Raw genomic sequence first — 21360 nt, 5'->3', positions numbered from 1 at the left:
ATAAAACGATGACTGATTCAACCGTAACCGCAAAACCGAGTCTGAAACCTGAACATCTGACGATGGAAGAGTGGGTCGAGTCGCGTATTGCGCGCTTTGAAGGCCGTAAATACGACTGGAATGCGCTGAAGTTCCAGGCGGATTTCGATCCGAAGTATCGCCGCGCGCAGATGCGCTATATCGGCACCGGCGCGACCGGCGTCGCCAGCGATAGCAATACCGTTCAGGCGGAACACTTCACCTTCTCCACCATGGTACTGCCGTCCAAATGCGAAGGCCCGCTGCATCTGCACGACGATGTGGAAGAGGTGTTCTTCATGCTCAAAGGGCAGATCACCCTGATGATTCAGGATGGCGACAGCTATACCGAGACCGTCCTGCGCGAACGCGATCTGATTTCCGTTCCGGCCGGAATTTATCGCGGGCTGTTCAACCATGGAGAGGAAGAGGCGCTGATGTGCGTGATGCTTGGTACGCCAAAGCCGCATATTCCGACCTACCCGGAAGATCATCCGCTGTCAAAAGTGAAGCGCAGCTAAGGAGCGATGATGACGGGTTTTCGTGAACAAGGAAGCGGTACGCCGCTGACGCTGCTGCACGGCATCAGTTCCGGCGCGGCCTCCTGGCATAAACAGATGGCGCTTCCGGGCTACCGCGTGCTGGCCTGGGATATGCCCGGTTATGGCGAAAGCCCGATGCTTGCGACGGCGCGGGCGGATGCCGGCGACTACGCCGATGCGCTGGCGCGGATGCTCGACCGCGCCGGGGTACAGAAAACCGTACTGGTCGGCCATTCGCTGGGCGCGCTGGTCGCCGCCGCTTTTGCCGCCAGGTATCCGCAGCGCGTGCGGTATCTGGTGCTGGCCGACGTCGCTCAGGGCTACGGCCAGGCGGCAGCCGCGCAGCGGGAAAAAGTCTGGCAAGGGCGTCAGCAACAGATGGCGCTAGGCGGTGAGGCGATGGCCCTGGGACGGGCGGCGAAGCTGCTGCGCCCCGGTGCGCGCGAAGCCGATGTAGCGACGGTTGCAGCAGGCATGCGCAGGCTGCGCAGTGAAGGCTATCTCGCCGCCGCCTGGATGCTGGCGCACGACGACATCCACCGCTGGCTTGCCGATTATCGCGGCCGCTTCGCCGTGTGGTGCGGCGAGCAGGATGCCATCACCCAGCCCGAGTTGGTGCAGGGGGTGGCGCTACGCTACGGCATGCCGTACACCGCTATCCCGCAGGCCGGGCACGCCAGCTATCTCGATAACGCGACGTTTTTTAATCAACAGCTTTTACGCATAGGGGAAGAGGTGCGCGATGAATGCACAAATTGAAGGACGCGTCGCGGTGGTCACCGGCGGCTCGTCAGGGATTGGTTTCGAAACGCTGCGCCTGCTGCTGGGCGAAGGGGCGAAAGTCGCCTTTTGCGGCCGCAATCCGGACCGGCTGGCCAGCGCCCACGCGGCGCTGCTAAACGAATATCCCGCTGGGGACGTGTTTTCCTGGCGCTGCGACGTTCTGAATGAACAAGAGGTTCAGGCCTTTGCAAATGCAGTAGAAGCCCATTTTGGCGGCGCTGACATGTTGATAAACAACGCCGGCCAGGGCTATGTCGCCCATTTCGCCGATACGCCGCGCGAGGCCTGGCTGCACGAAGCCGAGCTGAAACTGTTCGGCGTGATTAATCCGGTCAGGGCGTTCCAGCCGCAGCTTGAGCGGTCGGATATCGCCTCAATTACCTGCGTGAACTCGCTGCTGGCGCTGCAGCCGGAAGAGCACATGATCGCCACCTCCGCTGCCCGCGCCGCGCTGCTGAATATGACGCTGACCCTGTCGAAGGATCTGATCGGCAAAGGGATTCGCGTCAATTCCATTCTGCTGGGCATGGTCGAATCCGGACAGTGGCAGCGCCGTTTTGCAAACCGCAGCGATAAGAGCCAGAGCTGGCCAGAGTGGACCGCCGACATCGCCCGCAAGCGCGGGATCCCGATGGCGCGGCTCGGAAAACCGCAGGAGCCGGCGCAGGCGCTGCTGTTTCTCGCTTCGCCGCTGGCTTCGTTTACCACCGGCGCGGCGCTGGATGTGTCCGGCGGCTTTTGCCGTCACCTGTAGGGAAAGATGATGAAAAAGGTGATGTTAATCGGCTACGGCGCGATGGCGCAGGCGGTCATTGAACGGCTGCCGCCGCAGGTGGCGTTAGGCTGGATCGTGGCGCGCGAGCCGCACCATGCGGCGATCCGTCGGCAGTTTGCCGGGGCGGTTGCGCCGTTAAGCGATCCGCAGCAGTGCGACCAGACGCCGGATCTGGTGCTTGAATGCGCCAGCCAGCAGGCGGTGGCGCAGTACGGTGAGGCGGTGCTGGCCCGCGGCTGGCATCTGGCGGTGATTTCCACCGGCGCGCTGGCGGATAGCGAACTGGAACAGCGCCTACGCCAGGCGGGAGGCAGGCTAACGCTGTTGGCGGGCGCGATAGCCGGTATTGATGGCCTGGCGGCGGCGAAAGAGGGCGGCCTTGAGCGTGTGACCTATCAGTCGCGTAAAAGCCCGGCCAGCTGGCGCGGCAGCTATGCCGAGCAGCTGATCGATCTTAGCGCGGTACATGAAACGCAGATTTTCTTTGAGGGCAGCGCCCGCGAAGCGGCGCGGCTGTTTCCGGCGAACGCCAACGTGGCGGCAACCGTGGCGCTGGGCGGCATTGGTCTTGATGCCACCCGGGTGCAGCTGATGGTGGATCCGACGACGCAACGCAACACCCATACGCTGCACGCCGAAGGGGGGTTCGGCGAGTTTCACCTGGAGCTGAGCGGCCTGCCGCTCGCCAGCAATCCCAAAACGTCGACCCTGGCGGCACTGAGCGCGGTACGCGCCTGCTGCGAACTGACATAACGCAGAGAGGCTGAGATGGACGAGTTAGACATTTTTATCGGCGGCCAGTGGCGGCGCGGCGGCGGCAACCTGATGCACAGCCGCTTTCCGGCGGATGGATCGCTTAACGCTTCGCTATATGCGGCCAGCCTGGACGATCTGCAGGAGGCGATCGACTGCGCCGATCGCGCCTGGCGGGAGCCGATGTGGCGGGCCACGCTGCCGCATCAGCGGGCAAAGATCCTGCATAAGGTCGCCGATCTGATTGAAGCGCAGAGCGACGAGTTAACCCGCAAGCAGAGCCGCGACAACGGTAAACCGCTGGCGGAAGCGCGAGGTCTGGTGATGAGCGCGGCGGGTACCGCGCGCTATTTTGCCGCCGCCTGCGAACTGCTGGAGGGCGAGCTGCCGACGCCGCGTCAGGCGGATCTGCTGACCCTGAGCCGCTATGAACCGCTGGGCGTGGTGGCGGCGATTACGCCGTGGAACTCGCCCATCGCCAGCGAAATGCAAAAAGTTGCGCCGGCCATCGCCGCGGGGAACGCAGTGATCCTCAAGCCGGCGGAAGCGACGCCGCTGATGGCGCTGGAGCTGGCGCGCATCTTTGAGCAGGCCGGGCTGCCCGCCGGGCTGCTGAGCGTGCTGCCGGGCAAAGGTTCGGTGATTGGCGATGCGCTGGCTCGTCATCCTAAGGTGCGCAAAATTTCCTTTACCGGCGGTACCGCTACCGGACGACATCTGGCGCACGTGGCGGCGGAAAAACTGATCCCGGCGTCGCTGGAGCTGGGCGGCAAATCGCCGACCATCGTGCTGGAAGATGCCGATATTGAACAGGCGGCGCGGGGTATCTGCTACGGCATATTCAGCTCCGGCGGCCAGGCCTGCATCGCCGGATCGCGTCTGTTCATTCATGAAAAAGTCTATCCGCAATTAATGGCCCGGCTGCTGGAATTAACCCGCGGGCTGCGGGTGGGCCATCCGTTTAGCGCCGACACCCACGTCGGACCGCTGATTAACGATAAGCATCGCCAGAGCGTGCTGGCGTATGTCGAACTGGCGAAGCGCGAAGGCGGTAGCGTGCTGTGCGGCGGCGAGATCCCGGCGGATCCGGCGCTGGCGGCGGGCAGCTACTTCCAGCCGACGATCGTCGAGGGACTGAACAACCAGGCTCGCGTCTGTCAGGAAGAGATCTTCGGGCCGGTGCTGGTGGCGTTGCGCTTTAGCGATGAAGCGGCGCTGATCCGCGAGGCCAATGACTCCGTCTTCGGGCTGGCGGCGGGGATCTGGACGCGCGATACCGGCCGCGCCTTGCGCCTGAGCGAACAGCTGGAGGCCGGTACGGTGTGGATCAACACCTATAAGGTTTTCTCTATCTCCACCCCGTTTGGGGGCTTTAAAGAGAGCGGATTGGGCCGCGAAAAAGGTATCCAGGGTCTGAAGGCCTGGATGCAGCAGAAGAGTATTTATCTGGCGACGGGTAATAGCGTCAACCACTGGTGCGATTGAGATAAGGGTGAACAATGAGCGAAATGATAACCGTCGGCGACGCCATCGCCAGAACGCTGGAGCAGTATCATGTTGAAGCCATGTATGGCGTCATCTCTATTCACAATCTGCCGATCGCCGATGCCGTTGGCCAGCGGGAAAAAATCCGCTTCGTCCCGGCGCGCGGGGAGGCGGGATCGGTGACTATGGCTGACGCCCACGGGCGTTTTTCCGGGCTCGGCGTGGCGTTGACCAGCACTGGCGCCGGGGCGGGCAACGCCGTCGGCGCGCTGGTTGAAGCGATGAACGCCGGCACGCCGCTGCTGCACCTCACCGGCCAGGTTGAAAAAGCCTGGCTGGATGCCGATACCGGGTTTATTCACGAAACTCGCGATCAGCTGACTTTCCTGAAGGCCAGCTCAAAGCGCGCTTATCGCATCAGTAGCGCCAATCAGGCGGTCGCTCTCCTGCATAAAGCGATTCAGGAGGCGCAGACGCCGCCATGTGGCCCGGTCTCGGTTGAAATTCCGATTGATATTCAGAGCGCCAAAATCCCGCTTTCGCTGCTGACCGCGCCGTTGAAACACGCTTCGGCTGTGGCGCCGGAATCGTCGATGGTTGATATGCTGTGGGCGCAGCTTAAGCAGGCGAAGCGGCCGCTGCTGTGGCTTGGCGGCGGCGCCTTAGAGAGCTGCGAGGCGGTGAAGGTGCTGGCGGATGCCGGGATGACGGTGATTTCCAGTACCCACGGCCGCGGCATTCTGCCGGATGGTCACCGCGCCAGCCTGCGCGCATTTCATAATTCGCCGTCGGTTGAAGCGCTGATTTCACACTGTGATTTCACACTTGTCGCCGGTTCACGGTTACGCAGCAACGAGACGCGTTCGTGGACGCTGGAGCTGCCCGCGCCGCGGGTGCAGATTGATATCGACCCGGCGGCGGCCAGCCGTAACTACCTGATGGACAATACGCTGGTGGCGGACTGCCGCGCATTATTAGGCGCGCTGGCGGAACGAGCGCAGGGGCGCATATGGGGCGACGCGCGCTGGGATAGCCAGATAAAAGAAGCGGTGGCGATCGCGGAGCAGGGGCTGCGCGAACAGTGCGGCGATTACGCCAGATTAAGCGACGCGATCGCGCAGGCGCTGCCGGCGAACGGCATCCTGGTACGCGATATTACCGTGTCCGGTAGCCTGTGGGGCAGTCGCCTGTTTCGCGCCCACGGTCCGCTGATGAATATTCACTCGCTGGCCGGGGCTATTGGTATGGGGCTGCCGATGGCTATTGGTACCGCGATTGCCAATCCGCAGCGTAAGGTGGTGGGGCTGGTTGGCGACGGTGGCCTGAGCCTGAACCTCGGTGAACTGGCGACGCTGGCTCAGGAAAAGGCTAACGTGACGCTGCTGATTATGAACGATGGCGGCTACGGCGTGATGCGCGGCATTCAGGATAAGTATTTTGGCGGCCGCCAGTATTATAACGAGCTGCATACGCCAGATTTTACGCTGCTGGCACAGGCCATCGGTCTGCAGGCGTGGAGCGTCGATCGGGCGGAGGATTTCCAGGCGGTGATGACCGAAGCGCTAGCGATGCCGGGGCCGTCGGTGGTGGAGGTGAAAATGGGCGAGATAGGCGCGCTGCGCTTTGCCGGCCCGCCGCAGAAGACGCTGTACTAGTCTGACGGCGAGCCCGCAGGCCGCCTCCGGGGAAAACGCCCGGCTTGAGGGCCCAAACCCTCTCCTTACCGGGAGAGGGGGGAGGCTCCACAAGGCGTTCCTCTTCACTATAAATAGTGAGAGTACGCCGGGGCTTACTTGATCCCGTCGGCCTTCATGCGATCGCGGATATGTTGAGCGCGTGCTTCCGATGCCGGGTGGTCATCAAACATGGAGCTTTGGCGTCCGGCTTCCAGCTTTGCCAGTTTCTCGAAGCTGGTGGCGAGGCCTGCCGGATTAATGCCGCGCTTGCGCAGCAGATCGTACGAGTAGTCGTCCGCTTCAGACTCCTGACGCTGAGAGAACTGCGAGTTCACCAGCTTCTCGCCCAGATCGCCCAGCTGCGACTGCGACAGGCTACCGACGATGCCGCCCGCGGAGGCCGCCGCCGCGCGTACCGCGTTGGTGCCTAATGCCACCTGCATGCCTTTCTTCACGTGGCCCAGCGCAACGTGACCCATTTCGTGGCCGATAACCGCTTCGACTTCATTATCATTCATCAAATCCATCAGCCCGCTATAAACGCGGATGCAGCCGTTAGCCATGGCGAAGGCGTTAACGTCTTTAGTTTGATACACCTTGTAGTTCACCGGCTGGCCGTTGATGTTGTCCCCCAGCGCAGCGGCGATTTTACTCAGACGTTTACTGTATTCACTGCTGGCAGGCGCGATAGTCGCTTTCGCATCCATCTCCTGACAGGCTTTGTCGCTTAAGGCTTTTACCTGCTCGTCGCTGAGTGAATAAGCCTGGAAAGCCTCCGCGCCGGAGCTAAGCAGGCCGTTGGAATCCATGTTCTGGCATCCGGTAAGCGTGGCTGCGATCCCAAGGGCAAGAAGAGCTGAGCGAATTTTCATTTTTTATCTTCCACAATCTTATGGTTATTTATCCGAAAAAACGGCGATGGCTACCTGCCGTATCCTGTGCAAATTATAAATACTATATGAGAATGCGGGCGAGAGGATTACGCCGTAGCACAACGTGTTCCAGAGATTTCTTAAACGGCAAAAGGATGCTCCATGTACATGCTTTGCCGCTTAGGTTACATTGTTCACACTTTTTTCCGGCGTAGCCCAAAACGCGCTGTCGTCAAGTCGTTGCGGGCATGGCCTTCATTATCCGATCTGGAGTCAAAATGTCCTCACGTAAAGAGCTTGCTAACGCTATTCGTGCGCTGAGCATGGACGCAGTACAGAAAGCCAAATCCGGTCACCCGGGTGCCCCGATGGGTATGGCTGACATTGCCGAAGTCCTGTGGCGTGATTTCCTGAATCATAACCCGCAGAACCCGTCCTGGGCCGACCGCGACCGTTTTGTCCTGTCCAACGGCCACGGTTCCATGCTGATTTACAGCTTGCTGCACCTCACCGGTTATGATCTGCCGATTGAAGAGCTGAAGAACTTCCGTCAGCTGCACTCTAAAACGCCGGGTCACCCGGAAGTCGGCTACACCGCGGGCGTGGAAACCACTACCGGTCCGCTGGGGCAGGGTATTGCGAATGCGGTTGGTATGGCCATCGCGGAGAAAACTCTGGCGGCGCAGTTCAACCGCCCGGGCCACGACATTGTTGACCACTTCACCTACGCGTTCATGGGCGACGGCTGCATGATGGAAGGTATCTCTCACGAGGTATGCTCCCTGGCCGGTACCCTGAAGCTTGGCAAGCTGGTGGCGTTCTATGACGACAACGGCATCTCTATCGACGGTCATGTAGAAGGTTGGTTCACCGATGACACCGCGAAGCGTTTTGAAGCCTACGGCTGGCACGTGGTGCGCGGCGTTGACGGCCACGATGCTGACTCGATTAAACGCGCGGTAGAAGAAGCGCGTGCGGTCACCGACAAACCGTCCCTGCTGATGTGCAAAACCATTATTGGTTTCGGTTCGCCGAACAAAGCCGGTACCCACGACTCCCACGGCGCGCCGCTGGGCGACGCGGAAATCGCGCTGACCCGCGAAGCGCTCGGCTGGAAACACCCGGCATTTGAAATCCCGTCTGAAATCTATGCCCAGTGGGATGCCAAAGAAGCCGGCCAGGCGAAAGAGTCCGCGTGGAACGAGAAATTTGCCGCCTACGCCAAAGCCTTCCCGCAGGAAGCCGCCGAGTTTACTCGTCGTATGAAAGGCGACATGCCGGCTGACTTCGATGCGAAAGCGAACGAGTTCATCGCGAAGCTGCAGGCTAACCCGGCGAAAATCGCCAGCCGTAAAGCATCTCAGAACGCCATTGAAGCCTTCGGCCCGCTGCTGCCTGAGTTCCTTGGCGGTTCCGCTGACCTGGCGCCAAGTAACCTGACCCTGTGGTCCGGTTCTAAAGCGATCAACGAAGACACTGCCGGTAACTACATCCACTACGGCGTGCGCGAATTCGGTATGACCGCGATTGCCAACGGTATCGCTCTGCACGGCGGTTTCCTGCCGTACACCTCTACCTTCCTGATGTTCGTCGAGTATGCGCGTAACGCGGTACGTATGGCCGCGCTGATGAAACAGCGTCAGGTAATGGTCTACACCCACGACTCCATCGGTCTGGGCGAAGACGGCCCGACTCACCAGCCGGTAGAGCAGGTGGCTTCCCTGCGCGTCACGCCGAACATGTCCACATGGCGTCCGTGCGACCAGGTGGAATCCGCCATCGCGTGGAAATATGGCGTTGAGCGTCAGGACGGCCCGACCGCGCTGATTCTGTCCCGTCAGAACCTGGCGCAGCAGGAGCGTACTGAAGAGCAGCTGGCGAACGTTGCCCGCGGCGGCTACGTGCTGAAGGATTGTGCCGGTCAGCCGGAACTGATCTTCATCGCCACCGGCTCTGAAGTTGAGCTGGCGGTTGCCGCTTACGAAAAATTGACTGCCGAAGGCGTGAAGGCGCGCGTGGTTTCCATGCCGTCCACCGACGCGTTCGACAAGCAGGATGCCGCTTACCGTGAAGCCGTGCTGCCGAAAGCCGTCTCTGCGCGCGTAGCTATCGAAGCGGGTATCGCCGACTACTGGTTCAAATACGTGGGCCTGAACGGCGCGATCGTTGGCATGACCACTTTCGGTGAGTCTGCGCCGGCGGAGCTGCTGTTTGAAGAGTTTGGCTTCACCGTGGATAACGTTGTCGCCAAAGCGAAAGCACTGCTGTAGTCCTTTCACCGCTCCCGGGGGCGGCGCGGTAAAGCGGCGCCTTGCCCGGGCTACAGGCCAGTACGGTCGGGTGGCCCGGACAGGTGCGCAGCACCGCCGCTGGGAAAGAATTTGATTGTCACCGTAAAAAAACGGGTCGCTCAGGCGGCCCGTTTCTTTTTCAGGAAATACTCAGCAGTCTGCCCTTTTCCAGGCGCACCATGCGGGAAAAGTGGCGCTGGATAAAAGCCGGGTCATGGCTGATAGCCACTACGCTGGTCCCCCTCTTGCGGCAAACCGCAAGCCACTCCTCAAATATCGTCAGCCAGTGCGGGTCAAAATCGCGGCTGGGTTCGTCGAGCAGCAGAATTGCTGGCGCCATCGCTTCCAGACAGGCGACGGCAACCATGCGGCGCTGGGCGGTATGCAAATCCAGCGGATGCGCATCGGCGACATCCTCTAACTGGCAAAGCTGCAGCGCTGCCGCGGTGCGTTGAGTAACTTCTGTGGCAGGCCGTTTCTGTAGCCGCAGCCCGAAGGCGATTTCTTCAGCCACCCTGCTGTGAAAGATTTGATTTTCAGCTTCCTGAAACAATACGCCGAGCATACCGGCGCGATGGCGATTTTTATAATGCGCCATCGGTTTATCCAGCAGATTGACGGTACCGGACGTGGCGGGTAGCAGTCCGGCCATCACCCGCAGCAGGGTGGATTTCCCCGCGCCGTTATCGCCGGTGAGCGCCAGCCATTCTTTTTCACAGAGGTTTAGCGAGATGTTTTGCAAACAGTCTGCCGCCGCGCCGGGCCAGCGATAAGTCACCTGATTTAACGTCAGCATAGCGGGGAAATCGCTCCATCATGCAGTCGCCATCCCTGCTGACACCAGGCAAGAAAAGGCGAGGGGGTTCGTTCAAAAAGGATAATCAAGGAACGCTGCGCCTGCGCCCAATGCTGCAAGCGCTCAAGAAGCATGGTGCTTGCCTGCGCTGTCAAACGGCTAAACGCTTCATCCAGAATCAATATCCTGGGCTGCATGACGAGCGCGCTGGCAATGACTACCCGCTGGGTTTCTCCCCCGGAGAGCGTCGCCGGGTGGCGATGACGTAACGCCTGGCACGCTGTCAGCGTCAGCGCTTCATCAATACGGCGCATAATCTCGTCTTCGCTGAGGCAGAGATTTTCAGGACCAAAAGCGACCTCTTCTTCGACGCTGAAGGTACAGCCGGAAAGCTGGAGATAGGGGGATTGTTGAACCAACTGGATGGTGCTCGCCTGTTCGACGAGCGACAACTGTCCGATAGGGTTCCCGAGTAACGTTCCTTTACCTTCAGTTTCTCCGGGGAGGAAATCCGGATACCAGCCCGCCATCAACTGCGCAAGCGTACTTTTTCCGCTGCCGTTATCGCCAAAAATCGCCACCATACCGGGCTCGGCGTAGTGAAAATCGAAGCAGGCAGGTGGGCGCGCGGCATGGGTTGGAAGATAGCGAAACTGTTCTAATGTAACCATATCCAGACTCCGGTCTCGGCTATCATCAGCACCACCATGGCGTAGCGTGCCCAACGCTGTAAGGGGCTGTCCGGCGGCGCCCACAGTGTGGTGCGTGTCCGATGCAGGCGAAATCCTCGCATATCCAGCGCCGCACCGCGTACGGCTAAATCGTTGAGCGCATTATGGGTAAGCGGCACAATCAATGCAGGCATCGCGCGTAAACGATGATACCAGGCCTCATCCAGCGGTACGCCCCGTGCGCGCTGGGCCTCATGAATAATCGCCAGTTGACGTTTGAGTTGCTCGACAACCAGCAACGGGCCGGCAAACAGATAGGCGAGACCCGGCGGCAAGCGGGAGGCAAACAGGGCGCGCATAAACCGCGAAACCGGCACGTAGTGCATCCACAGCTGCGATGTTGATACGATGGCCAGGATCCGCAGCCAGAGCGTGACGGCATTGGCCCAACGTTCAGGTTCACGCGCTTGTCCACCGATCCATTCGCTCAACCAGCCGCCGTGCACCAGCCACAGGCCTAACCCTAAAGGGATCATCAGCCAGAGTACGTATTTTGCCCGTGGTCGCGTGGCCTTCATTCCCAGTAAACAAATGAAAGTTAGCGCGCTATAAAGGCTTAATGGCGTACCCGCGGGTAGCAGGAGCGTGGAGCAGGCGGCGAGCGCCCACAGGCTTAATGAAGTAAAGGGATGCATTTAGCGTACAGCAGACATGGTTGGGAAATGGCGCGTTGTGCGCAGCGGAAGCTGGCGCAACAGGACCCAGACGATGACCGCCGTCAGGATTTTATCGACCAGGTTCGCGCCAAGCACGGTAATCGCGACGGACTCCACCAGATTCTGGCCGACCGAGTGCATCCAGGCGACAAAGAGATCGGCACCGCTGCCGGTAACGCCGCCAAACAACGTAGTGCGAATAGGCACGGCGACAAGCGTGACGGCAAGAGTAATGATGATACCGCTGACAACCACTTTCGGTAAGGTGCGAAACCATCCCGTCCGCGCCAGCCATCCGGCCACCAGCCCGATAACCATCGCCACCGGAGCGAAGGCGGCGGCGATAGGATCGGTCAACAACCCCCACAGCAGGTTAGTGAGTAGGCCAGTCAGCATTCCGACCACCGGGCCTAACAGCACCGCGCTGATTAAGGTGCCAATAGAGTCGAGAAAAATCGGTAATTTCAGCATGCTGATCAGCTGCCCGCCGACCATATTGATGGCGATAGCAATGACGATCAGGGCCAGAGACTGGCTGGAAAATTGGCGACGCGCCATAGAAGACCTCGTTTAAGTGAAGCGTTAGCGGGATGAAATGACCAGTTCGTCATAGCCGGACACCGCGCACGGCTGACGGCTAAACGCCACGGAGGTCAGTTCGCCGATCACCAGTTCAAGAGTGGTGCGGACGGTACAGCCGGGCATCATATGGCCGCCGAGCATGGCGCCTTGCGGATCGGACAGGGATAAATGGAGATGTTCTCCGGTTAATTCCAGCGTGCCATTCAGAGAAATCACCTCATATATTCCGTTCAATAAGGTGGTTTCATCCTGACCTGCAAAGCGTAACGCTACGTTGCTTAGGCTGCCGGTACAGCCGGCTATCCAGGCGGCCTGAATATGGTGTTGCTGCACGAACGCGCGCAGACGGGAAAAAACCTCCTCGCCCGGAAGTAAGCGAAGCGCATAGTAACGTGCCGCAGAGGGCTGAATGTGGGGAATTGTCATGATTTTAGAGGGACTCCGAGACTCGGACGTAACGGTAATAATATCGCCGCTCTTCAGTATAGTTTCTGATATAAATCAGTATTAGCGGCCCGACAACGAAAAGATATTGCTACGCTTATTCGCCATTCTGGAATATGGAATAAATTCCCCAGCAGATAGCGCGAAAGTGTGATGTAAGTCAGATAAATGGTTTCTCCAGCTGGACAATCATTCCTTTTATTCCTTGTTTGGCTTATTCTAGCTGAAGCGTTTCAGTCGTCTAAATGTTCGACAATTAATCAATCAGTCGCAGTTTGCGACAGGTAAGGTTTCCCTCAGAGCGTTGCTGCATTACTCTGTCAGCCACCTCTTATCATGGACAGCCTTGCAGGAGACCTATGACCATACGCATTGCGATTAATGGCTTCGGTCGCATCGGGCGTAACGTGGTTCGTGCTTTGTATGAATCCGGGCGTCGTGCGGAAATTACCGTGGTGGCAATCAATGAACTGGCGGATGCTGCCGGCATCGCGCATTTGTTGAAATATGACACCAGCCATGGGCGCTTTGCCTGGGATGTTCGCCAGGAGAGAGAGCAGCTGTTTGTCGGCGATGATGCTATTCGCCTGCTGCATGAGTCTTCCCTTGAGGTGTTGCCATGGCGTGAGCTGGCGGTGGATGTGGTGCTTGATTGTACGGGCGTTTACGGCAGCCGTGAACATGGCGAAGCCCATCTTCAGGCTGGCGCGAAGAAGGTGCTCTTTTCACACCCTGGCGGCAACGATCTCGACGCAACGGTTGTTTTTGGCGTCAATCATGATGAACTGCGAGCCGAGCACCGTATCGTCTCCAACGCCTCCTGCACGACCAACTGCATTATTCCGGTCATTAAACTATTAGATGATGCCTACGGCATAGAGTCAGGAACGGTAACGACGATCCACTCATCAATGAACGATCAGCAGGTCATTGATTCCTGGCATCCGGATTTGCGCCGGACGCGAGCAGCCAGTCAGTCGATTATCCCGGTTGATACTAAGCTTGCTGCGGGGATTACGCGTTTTTTCCCTCAGTTTAACGATCGTTTCGAAGCGATTGCGGTGCGTGTGCCGACCATTAATGTGACGGCTATCGACCTTAGCGTCACGGTGAAAAAACCGGTAAAAGCAAGTGAAGTCAACCAGTTGCTGCAAAAAGCAGCACAGGGTGCATTTCATGGTATAGTTGACTATACGGAATTACCGTTAGTCTCGATAGATTTCAACCACGATCCGCATAGCGCCATTGTTGATGGCACGCAAACGCGAGTGAGTGGTGCGCATTTGATCAAAACGCTGGTCTGGTGCGATAACGAATGGGGCTTTGCTAACCGGATGCTCGACACCACGTTAGCGATGGCCGCACAAGGTTTCAGGTAAGGCGCGCAGGCGCCTGCAAAACTTTATCAAGAATCAACGAGAGGATTCACCATGTCTGTAATTAAGATGACCGATCTGGATCTGGCTGGTAAACGCGTTTTTATCCGTGCTGATCTGAACGTACCGGTTAAAGAAGGGAAAGTAACCAGCGACGCGCGTATCCGTGCTTCTCTGCCGACCATCGAACTGGCCCTGAAGCAGGGTGCGAAAGTGATGGTCACTTCCCATCTGGGTCGTCCTACCGAAGGCGAGTACAACGAAGAATTCTCTCTGCTGCCGGTTGTTAACTACCTGAAAGACAAACTGTCTAACCCGGTACGTCTGGTTAAAGATTACCTGGACGGCGTAGAAGTCGCTGCCGGTGAGCTGGTGGTTCTGGAAAACGTTCGCTTTAACAAAGGCGAGAAGAAAGACGACGAAGCGCTGTCGAAAAAATACGCTGCGCTGTGCGATGTATTCGTCATGGACGCGTTCGGTACCGCTCACCGCGCGCAGGCGTCTACTCACGGTATCGGCAAATTCGCTGACGTGGCTTGCGCAGGTCCGCTGCTGGCCGCTGAGCTGGACGCTCTGGGTAAAGCGCTGAAAGAACCGGCTCGTCCGATGGTCGCTATCGTGGGTGGTTCTAAAGTTTCCACTAAGCTGACCGTTCTGGATTCCCTGTCTAAAATCGCTGATCAGCTGATCGTCGGCGGCGGCATCGCCAACACCTTCGTTGCCGCTCAGGGCCACAACGTTGGTAAATCCCTGTACGAAGCCGATCTGGTTGACGAAGCTAAACGCCTGCTGACGACCTGCGATATCCCGGTTCCGACTGACGTTCGCGTGGCAACCGAGTTCTCTGAAACCGCAACCGCCACCCTGAAATCTGTTAACGACATTAAAGATGAAGAGCAGATTCTGGACCTGGGCGATGCTTCCGCAGAGAAACTGGCTGAAATCCTGAAAAATGCGAAAACCATCCTGTGGAACGGCCCGGTCGGCGTGTTCGAATTCCCGAACTTCCGCAAAGGGACGGAAATCGTGGCTAACGCCATCGCAGACAGCGAAGCGTTCTCTATCGCCGGCGGCGGCGACACTCTGGCAGCAATCGACCTGTTCGGCATTGCTGACAAAATCTCCTACATCTCCACCGGCGGCGGCGCATTCCTCGAATTCGTGGAAGGTAAAGTTCTGCCGGCAGTAGCCATGCTCGAAGAGCGCGCTAAGCAGTAATTCAGTTCAGGCGGGGAGACCCGCCTGTTTTTCAGCGCGCGTAAAAGCTCGCGAACCTTCTTCAACGGTCGAAGATACAGATACAGGACTACGTAACATGTCTAAAATTTTTGATTTCGTAAAACCGGGCGTCATCACTGGCGACGACGTTCAGAAAGTGTTCCAGGTAGCTAAAGAAAACCAATTTGCTCTGCCAGCGGTAAACTGCGTGGGTACTGATTCCATCAACGCCGTTCTGGAAGCAGCTGCAAAAGTTCGTTCTCCGGTTATCGTACAGTTCTCTAACGGCGGCGCTGCGTTCATCGCGGGCAAAGGCGTGAAAACTGACGTTCCTCAGGGCGCAGCCATCCTGGGCGCTATCTCTGGCGCGCATCACGTTCATCAGATGGCTGAGCACTACGGTGTTCCGGTTATTCTGCACACCGACCACTGCGCGAAGAAACTGCTGCCGTGGATCGATGGTCTGCTGGACGCTGGTGAAAAACACTTCGCTGCAACCGGCAAACCGCTGTTCTCTTCTCACATGATCGACCTGTCTGAAGAGTCCCTGCACGAAAACATCGAGATCTGTTCTAAGTACCTGGCGCGTATGGCCAAAATGGACATGACTCTGGAAATCGAACTGGGCTGCACCGGCGGCGAAGAAGACGGCGTGGACAACAGCCACATGGATGCTTCTGCGCTGTACACCCAGCCGGAAGACGTTGATTACGCGTACACCGAGCTGAGCAAAATCAGCCCGCGTTTCACCATCGCCGCTTCCTTCGGTAACGTACACGGCGTTTACAAGCCGGGCAACGTAGTACTGACCCCGACTATCCTGCGCGACTCCCAGGAATACGTTTCTAAGAAACACAACCTGCCGCACAACAGCCTGAACTTCGTATTCCACGGTGGTTCCGGTTCTTCCGCTCAGGAAATCAAAGACTCCGTAAGCTACGGCGTGATCAAAATGAACATCGATACCGATACCCAATGGGCAACCTGGGACGGTATCCTGCAGTACTACAAAACTAACGAAGCTTACCTGCAGGGCCAGCTGGGCAACCCGAAAGGCGAAGACCAGCCGAACAAGAAATACTACGATCCGCGCGTATGGCTGCGCGCTGCACAGACTTCCATGGTGACGCGTCTGGAGCAGGCATTTAAAGAGCTGAACGCGATCGACGTTCTGTAAGAAAATTTCGTTTCTTACCCGGAAGCCCGCAGAAATGCGGGCTTTTTTATTATTGGAACAACATGAAGTTTTGCTAAATAAATGTGATCAATTTGGCAAAACGCACTGTTATTGTTTACCCTTAACCTGTTTGCAATTATCAGGTTTGGTTATTTTATTTCCCGTCCGGGTATCCATAAGGAAAGTTGAATGGAAGATTTGAACGTTGTCGATAGCATAAATAACGCCGGTTCATGGCTGGTGCGCAATCAGGCATTACTGCTGAGCTATGCCGTCAACATCGTCGCGGCTCTCGCGATTATTATTGTCGGCTTGATCGTGGCGCGCATTGTTTCCAATACTGTGAATCGCCTGATGCGGGCGCGGCATATCGATGCCACCGTTGCCGATTTTCTTTCTGCGCTGGTGCGCTATGCCGTTATTGCTTTTACGCTGATCGCCGCTCTGGGCCGCGTGGGCGTGCAAACCGCCTCGGTCATTGCCGTCCTCGGCGCCGCGGGTTTAGCTGTAGGTCTGGCGCTGCAGGGCTCGCTGTCTAACCTTGCCGCTGGCGTCCTGCTGGTGGTCTTCCGCCCATTTCGCGCCGGTGAATACGTTGACCTGGGCGGCATCGCGGGAACCGTGCTGAACGTGCAGATTTTTTCTACGACCCTGCGCAGCGCGGATGGCAAAATCGTGGTGGTGCCGAACGGTAAAATCATCGCCGGGAATATCATCAACTTCTCCCGCGAGCCGGTGCGCCGCAACGAATTTATCATTGGCGTGGCCTACGATGCTGATATTGATAAAGTGAAGCAACTGCTCACTAATATTATCGAATCGGATGAGCGTATCCTCAAAGATCGTGAAATGACCGTTCGTCTGAATGAACTGGGCGCGTCATCGGTGAACTACGTGGTACGCGTATGGAGTAAAAGTAGCGATCTGCAAAGCGTTTACTGGGATGTTCTGGAGCGCATTAAGCGCGACTTTGACGCCAACGGCATCGGCTTCCCGTATCCGCAGATGGATGTGCATGTGATTCGTCCGCAGGAAAAAACAGAGTAGTTTTCCCCTCCAAAAGGCCGGTATGCCCGGCCTTTTATTCGAACCTGATTATTAGATTGGCTTATAAATGATTAATATTTTCAATTTCCTCTAATGATATTTGCGCGCTATATTCCCCGGCATTGACTCTTGCAGTGGAAATCACGCCCCATGTTATCGTATTACTTTCAGGGCCTTGCTCTGGGAGCGGCCATGATTTTGCCGCTCGGCCCGCAAAACGCCTTTGTGATGAATCAGGGCATTCGCCGTCAGTACCATCTGATGATCGCGCTGCTGTGCGCCATCAGCGATCTGCTGCTGATTTGCGCCGGGATTTTTGGCGGCAGCGCGCTGCTGATGCAATCGCCGTGGCTGCTGGCGCTGGTGACCTGGGGCGGCGTCGCTTTTTTATTGTGGTACGGTTTTGGTGCGCTGAAAACGGCCTTTAGCAGCAATCTGGAGCTGGCCAGCGCGGAAGTGATGAAGCAAGGGCGCTGGAAAATTATCGTCACCATGCTGGCGGTGACCTGGCTGAATCCCCACGTTTATCTGGATACGTTTGTGGTGCTCGGAAGTCTCGGCGGGCAGCTGGCGATGGAGCCGAAGCGCTGGTTTGCCTTAGGCACCATCAGCGCGTCGTTCTTGTGGTTCTTTGGCCTGGCCTTGCTGGCCGCCTGGCTGGCTCCGCGCCTGCGTACGGCGAAGGCGCAGCGCATTATCAACGTGTTGGTCGGTCTGGTGATGTGGGTCATTGCCTTCCAGCTGGCGAATGACGGCTTCGCCCATGTGCAGGCGCTGCTTAACTAAGCCTTGTCCGATGGACTTTCTCCGCGTAAGCGCTAAGCTTGCTGGCATGCGTCTGTGTATAGACGACCAATGTAATATGGAGAAACGACAGTGAAGTTAAAAGTCATGGCCCTGGCGGCGGCACTCGGATTTAGCGCAATGGCAGTTCAGGCAAACGAGTTGCCAAACGGCCCACATATCGTCACTTCAGGTACCGCCAGCGTCGCTGCGGTTCCTGATATCGCTACGCTGGCGATTGAAGTAAACGTCTCCGCGAAAGACGCGGCATCCGCTAAAAAACAGGCCGATGAGCGCGTGGCCCAGTATCTCTCCTTCCTGGAGAAGAGCGGCATTGCGAAGAAAGACATTAACTCAGCTAACCTGCGTACCCAGCCTGATTACGACTATCAGAACGGCAAAAGCATTCTCAAGGGCTATCGTGCGGTGCGTAGCGTTGAAGTGACGCTGCGCCAGCTGGATAAGCTCAACGGTCTGTTAGATGGGGCGCTTAAAGCCGGTCTGAATGAGATCCGTTCAGTCTCACTGGGCGTGGCGCAGCCGGACGCTTATAAAGATAAAGCGCGTAAAGCGGCAATTGATGATGCCATTCACCAGGCTCAGGAGCTGGCTACCGGTTTCCACGGCAAACTGGGGCCAGTCTATAGCGTTCGCTATCATGTCTCCAACTACCAGCCAAGCCCGATGGTGCGGATGATGAAGGCCGATGCGGCGCCGGTTTCTGCCCAGGAAACCTACGAGCAGGCAACCATTCAATTTGATGACCAGGTGGACGTGGTGTTTGAGCTGCAACCGACCCAGCCTGCGCCAGCACCTGCTGAACCGGCGAAACCCGCCGAACAACCCAAAGCGGCGCAGTAATCCCATCGCCCGGCCTTCGCGCCGGGCTTTTTCTGTGACTATCTGTAAAAGTGAGAGCGCGACAAAAGTCTTTTCCCTGAATGAGGTAAGGATATATCCCTGTTCTACTATGAGGTGAGCATGGATATCTTTATTTCGAAAAAGATGCGCAATTTCATTTTGTTGGCGCAGACTAACAACATCGCCAGAGCGGCGGAAAAAATCCATATGACCGCGTCTCCCTTCGGCAAAAGCATTGCTGCGCTCGAGGATCGGATAGGCTATACGCTATTTACCCGCAAAGATAACAGCATCAGCCTCAATAAAGCGGGGCAGGAGCTCTATCAGAAGCTGTTTCCCATTTATCAGCGCTTATCGGCCATCGATAACGAAATTCACTTTTCCGCGCGCCGCTCGCGCAACGTCGTCATTGGCATCGACAATACCTATCCGACGATTATTTTCGATCAGCTCATCAGCCTGGGCGATAAATACGATGGGGTGACCACCCAGGCCGTAGAGTTCAGCGAGAATGGGGTGATTGATAATCTGTTTGACCGTCAGCTCGATTTTATTATCTCACCGCAGCACGTTTCGGCCCGCGTGCAGGAGCTGGAAAATCTGACCATTAGCGAACTCGCGCCGCTGCGTCTTGGGTTTCTGGTTTCCCGCCGTTATGAAGATAGGCCGCCGCAGGAACTTTTACGTGAGCTGCCCTGGCTGCAGATGCGCTTCCAGAACCGGGCCAATTTTGAGGCAATGTTGGACGCGTATATGCGCCCCAGCGGGATCAACCCGACGATTATCTATCGTCCCTACAGCTTTATGGCCAAAATTAGCGCCGTAGAGCGGGGGCAGTTTTTGACGGTTATTCCTTACTTCGCCTGGCGTCTGGTCAACCCGGCGAAGCTGAAGTACTTCGATGCGCCCGGCAGCGCGATGTATATGCAGGAGTATCTCTATTCGCTGAAAAACCATCGCTATACCGCCACGATGCTTCAGCACATTACTGAGGATCGCGTCGGTACGGAGGACTAGCCGAGCATGGAGCCGTACTCAAGCAGATTACGATGCAGGTCGAACGCGTGGGCGAGGTCGTGATGAATATGCCCACCGGGCGCGTTATCCAGGTAGCGGTGTAAATAGTCCCGATAGAGCGGGTGCGCGCAGTTATCAATGATGACGCGGGCGCGTTGCAGCGGCGATAGCCCGCGCAGGTCGGCGATCCCCTGCTCGGTCACGATCACCTTTACGCTGTGCTCGCTGTGATCGACGTGGCTGCACATTGGCACGATAGTAGAGATTTTTCCCTCTTTGGCGATGGAGGGGGCCATAAAGATAGAGAGCCAGGCGTTGCGCTCAAAATCGCCGCTGCCGCCGATACCGTTCATCAGATTCACCCCGGCCACGTGCGTGGAATTAGCGTGGCCGTAGATATCAAACTCCAGCCCCACGTTGAGGGCGATAACCCCGAGGCGGCGGATAATTTCTGGATTATTGGAGATCTCCTGCGGGCGCAGGACAATACGGCTGGCGAAGAAATCCATGTTGTCGTAAATCTTGCGCAAAGCATCGGCGGATACCGTCAGGCTGGAGGCGCTGACGCCGGTAATTTTCCCGCTTTCCAGCAGATTAACCACCGACTCCTGTAATACCTCCGAATACATCATAAAAGCGGGAATATCCGGATTCTCACCCAGCCGCGCCATAACCGCGTTATTGATATTGCCCACGCCGCTTTGCAGCGGCAGAAATTCAGGCGGGATGCGTCCGCGAGCTATTTCTTCGAGCAGAAAGGTGACCACGTTATCGGCGATTTGCTGACACACGGGATTGACTTTATCAAGCGCATTGCCGGCGTCGGGCAGTTCGGTCTCCACGACCGCGACAATCTTTTGCGGATCGATTTGCACGTACCGACTGCCCACGCGATCCATCGCATGAAAGATGGCGATGCTGTTGCGCCGCGGCGGGGCGCCGGGGATGACGATATCAGCCAGCTCGGCGACGCGCGGATTGTGGTAGTGATTAAGCTCGATGATCACTTTCTTCGCCCGCAGCAGCCAGGTTGGCGCGTTGCCGATACCGCTGGTGAGCCAGACTCGTCCGTCCGGCGCGATAGCCGAGGCTTCGATCACCGCGACATCAATCTCGCCAAAGAAGCCGTAGTTGACCATTTGCGCCACTTCGCTCAGGTGCAGGTCGACAAACCTCACCTCCCCTTGGTTGATTTTTTGCCGCAGCCCGGAGGCGGTCTGATACGGTGCACGCCACGAGACGGCATCGGCCGCCGAGAGCGCATCATCGGCGGCGGCGCTGATGGAGGCGCCGGTCAGCAGGCGGATCTGGAAAGGCTGCTGCGCCTGATGTAATACACCGGCGCGGCGAGCGATGGCCGCGGGTAGCGCTTTAGGCGAACCGGCGGGCGTGAACCCGCTGAACGCAACCATCTGGTCATGCTGGATAATCTCCGCCGCTTCATCGGCGCTCATCCGTTTCATTTTATACTCCTTAA

General features: G+C 57.6%; 21 protein-coding genes. 14 read left to right on the top strand and 7 right to left on the bottom strand.

Features of this window, described 5'->3' with window-relative positions:
- Window positions 1–8: 8 nt before the first annotated feature.
- The 6 genes from KCG39_RS14420 to KCG39_RS14395 are packed head-to-tail and all read left to right on the top strand — an operon-like array spanning window position 9 to window position 6011.
- Complete coding sequence (locus KCG39_RS14420; RefSeq protein ID WP_004125089.1) at window positions 9–539, top strand: cupin domain-containing protein; 531 nt, start codon at window positions 9–11, stop codon at window positions 537–539.
- A gap of 9 nt (window positions 540–548) precedes the next feature.
- Window positions 549–1319 carry an alpha/beta fold hydrolase gene (locus tag KCG39_RS14415; protein ID WP_004125084.1) on the top strand — a complete coding sequence of 257 codons (771 nt, stop codon included), beginning with the start codon at window positions 549–551 and terminating at the stop codon, window positions 1317–1319.
- Window positions 1303–2097, top strand: a complete 795-nt coding sequence (locus KCG39_RS14410; RefSeq protein ID WP_004125082.1) for an SDR family oxidoreductase — start codon at window positions 1303–1305, stop codon at window positions 2095–2097. The genes KCG39_RS14415 and KCG39_RS14410 overlap by 17 nt, the downstream gene beginning before the upstream one ends.
- A 9-nt stretch (window positions 2098–2106) precedes the next feature.
- Entirely contained in the window at window positions 2107–2871 is a 765-nt protein-coding gene (locus KCG39_RS14405) for an aspartate dehydrogenase (protein ID WP_032741950.1), read from the top strand.
- Between the two features lie 15 nt (window positions 2872–2886).
- Window positions 2887–4356, top strand: a complete 1470-nt coding sequence (locus KCG39_RS14400) for an aldehyde dehydrogenase (RefSeq protein ID WP_004125077.1) — start codon at window positions 2887–2889, stop codon at window positions 4354–4356.
- A 14-nt stretch (window positions 4357–4370) separates the two neighbouring features.
- Complete coding sequence (locus KCG39_RS14395) at window positions 4371–6011, top strand: thiamine pyrophosphate-binding protein (protein WP_004125074.1); 1641 nt, start codon at window positions 4371–4373, stop codon at window positions 6009–6011.
- 134 nt (window positions 6012–6145) lie between these two features.
- Here KCG39_RS14395 and loiP read toward each other — a convergent pair whose 3' ends face one another.
- Complete coding sequence (loiP, locus tag KCG39_RS14390) at window positions 6146–6904, bottom strand: metalloprotease LoiP (protein ID WP_042946041.1); 759 nt, start codon at window positions 6902–6904, stop codon at window positions 6146–6148.
- A gap of 278 nt (window positions 6905–7182) precedes the next feature.
- On the opposite strand from loiP, the gene tkt reads away from it, so the two are divergent.
- Window positions 7183–9174 (top strand): transketolase, encoded by a 1992-nt coding sequence (gene tkt, locus KCG39_RS14385; protein WP_024358643.1) that lies wholly within the window; start codon window positions 7183–7185, stop codon window positions 9172–9174.
- Between the two features lie 160 nt (window positions 9175–9334).
- Here tkt and KCG39_RS14380 read toward each other — a convergent pair whose 3' ends face one another.
- From KCG39_RS14380 to KCG39_RS14360, 5 genes are read right to left on the bottom strand one after another with little or no spacing between them, the layout of a single operon-like run.
- A complete protein-coding gene (locus tag KCG39_RS14380) occupies window positions 9335–9991 on the bottom strand; it encodes an ABC transporter ATP-binding protein (protein WP_142468406.1) in 657 nt (218 codons plus the stop codon).
- Window positions 9985–10662: an energy-coupling factor ABC transporter ATP-binding protein gene (locus KCG39_RS14375; RefSeq protein WP_004125061.1), complete on the bottom strand. Its 678-nt coding sequence runs from the start codon at window positions 10660–10662 to the stop codon at window positions 9985–9987. Before KCG39_RS14375 ends, KCG39_RS14380 begins: the two co-directional genes overlap by 7 nt.
- Complete coding sequence (locus KCG39_RS14370) at window positions 10650–11357, bottom strand: energy-coupling factor transporter transmembrane component T (protein WP_049112186.1); 708 nt, start codon at window positions 11355–11357, stop codon at window positions 10650–10652. The genes KCG39_RS14375 and KCG39_RS14370 overlap by 13 nt, the downstream gene beginning before the upstream one ends.
- A complete protein-coding gene (locus KCG39_RS14365; protein WP_004125055.1) occupies window positions 11358–11936 on the bottom strand; it encodes an ECF transporter S component in 579 nt (192 codons plus the stop codon). It lies immediately after the preceding gene.
- Between the two features lie 24 nt (window positions 11937–11960).
- Window positions 11961–12386, bottom strand: coding sequence for a PPC domain-containing DNA-binding protein (locus tag KCG39_RS14360; RefSeq protein WP_004125053.1), 426 nt, complete (start codon window positions 12384–12386; stop codon window positions 11961–11963).
- 377 nt (window positions 12387–12763) lie between these two features.
- Here KCG39_RS14360 and epd point away from each other — a divergent pair, with 377 nt between their 5' ends.
- The 7 genes from epd (at window position 12764) to srsR (ending at window position 19883) form a co-directional block, all read left to right on the top strand.
- Window positions 12764–13783, top strand: coding sequence for an erythrose-4-phosphate dehydrogenase (epd, locus tag KCG39_RS14355; RefSeq protein WP_004125050.1), 1020 nt, complete (start codon window positions 12764–12766; stop codon window positions 13781–13783).
- A 51-nt stretch (window positions 13784–13834) separates the two neighbouring features.
- Window positions 13835–14998, top strand: coding sequence for a phosphoglycerate kinase (gene pgk, locus KCG39_RS14350; protein WP_004125049.1), 1164 nt, complete (start codon window positions 13835–13837; stop codon window positions 14996–14998).
- A 97-nt stretch (window positions 14999–15095) separates the two neighbouring features.
- Window positions 15096–16175, top strand: a complete 1080-nt coding sequence (gene fbaA / locus KCG39_RS14345) for a class II fructose-bisphosphate aldolase (protein ID WP_004125043.1) — start codon at window positions 15096–15098, stop codon at window positions 16173–16175.
- A 189-nt stretch (window positions 16176–16364) separates the two neighbouring features.
- The gene (locus KCG39_RS14340) at window positions 16365–17222 is read left to right on the top strand and encodes a small-conductance mechanosensitive channel MscS (protein ID WP_004125028.1); all 858 of its coding nucleotides are present in this window, start codon (window positions 16365–16367) and stop codon (window positions 17220–17222) included.
- 150 nt (window positions 17223–17372) lie between these two features.
- The gene (gene argO / locus KCG39_RS14335) at window positions 17373–18008 is read left to right on the top strand and encodes an arginine exporter ArgO (RefSeq protein WP_032741948.1); all 636 of its coding nucleotides are present in this window, start codon (window positions 17373–17375) and stop codon (window positions 18006–18008) included.
- A 90-nt stretch (window positions 18009–18098) separates the two neighbouring features.
- The gene (locus KCG39_RS14330) at window positions 18099–18866 is read left to right on the top strand and encodes an oxidative stress defense protein (protein ID WP_004125023.1); all 768 of its coding nucleotides are present in this window, start codon (window positions 18099–18101) and stop codon (window positions 18864–18866) included.
- 120 nt (window positions 18867–18986) lie between these two features.
- Entirely contained in the window at window positions 18987–19883 is an 897-nt protein-coding gene (gene srsR / locus KCG39_RS14325; protein ID WP_004125020.1) for a LysR family transcriptional regulator SrsR, read from the top strand.
- On the opposite strand, the gene KCG39_RS14320 is transcribed toward srsR, so the two are convergent.
- Window positions 19880–21346, bottom strand: a complete 1467-nt coding sequence (locus KCG39_RS14320; protein WP_142445241.1) for an acetyl-CoA hydrolase/transferase family protein — start codon at window positions 21344–21346, stop codon at window positions 19880–19882. The two genes, srsR and KCG39_RS14320, sit on opposite strands and share 4 nt — an antisense overlap.
- Between the last annotated feature and the right edge of the window lie 14 nt (window positions 21347–21360).

The sequence above is a fragment of the Klebsiella pasteurii genome (assembly GCF_018139045.1).
Classification (GTDB): domain Bacteria; phylum Pseudomonadota; class Gammaproteobacteria; order Enterobacterales; family Enterobacteriaceae; genus Klebsiella; species Klebsiella grimontii.
This window is presented reverse-complemented; position numbering and strand designations above follow the sequence as displayed.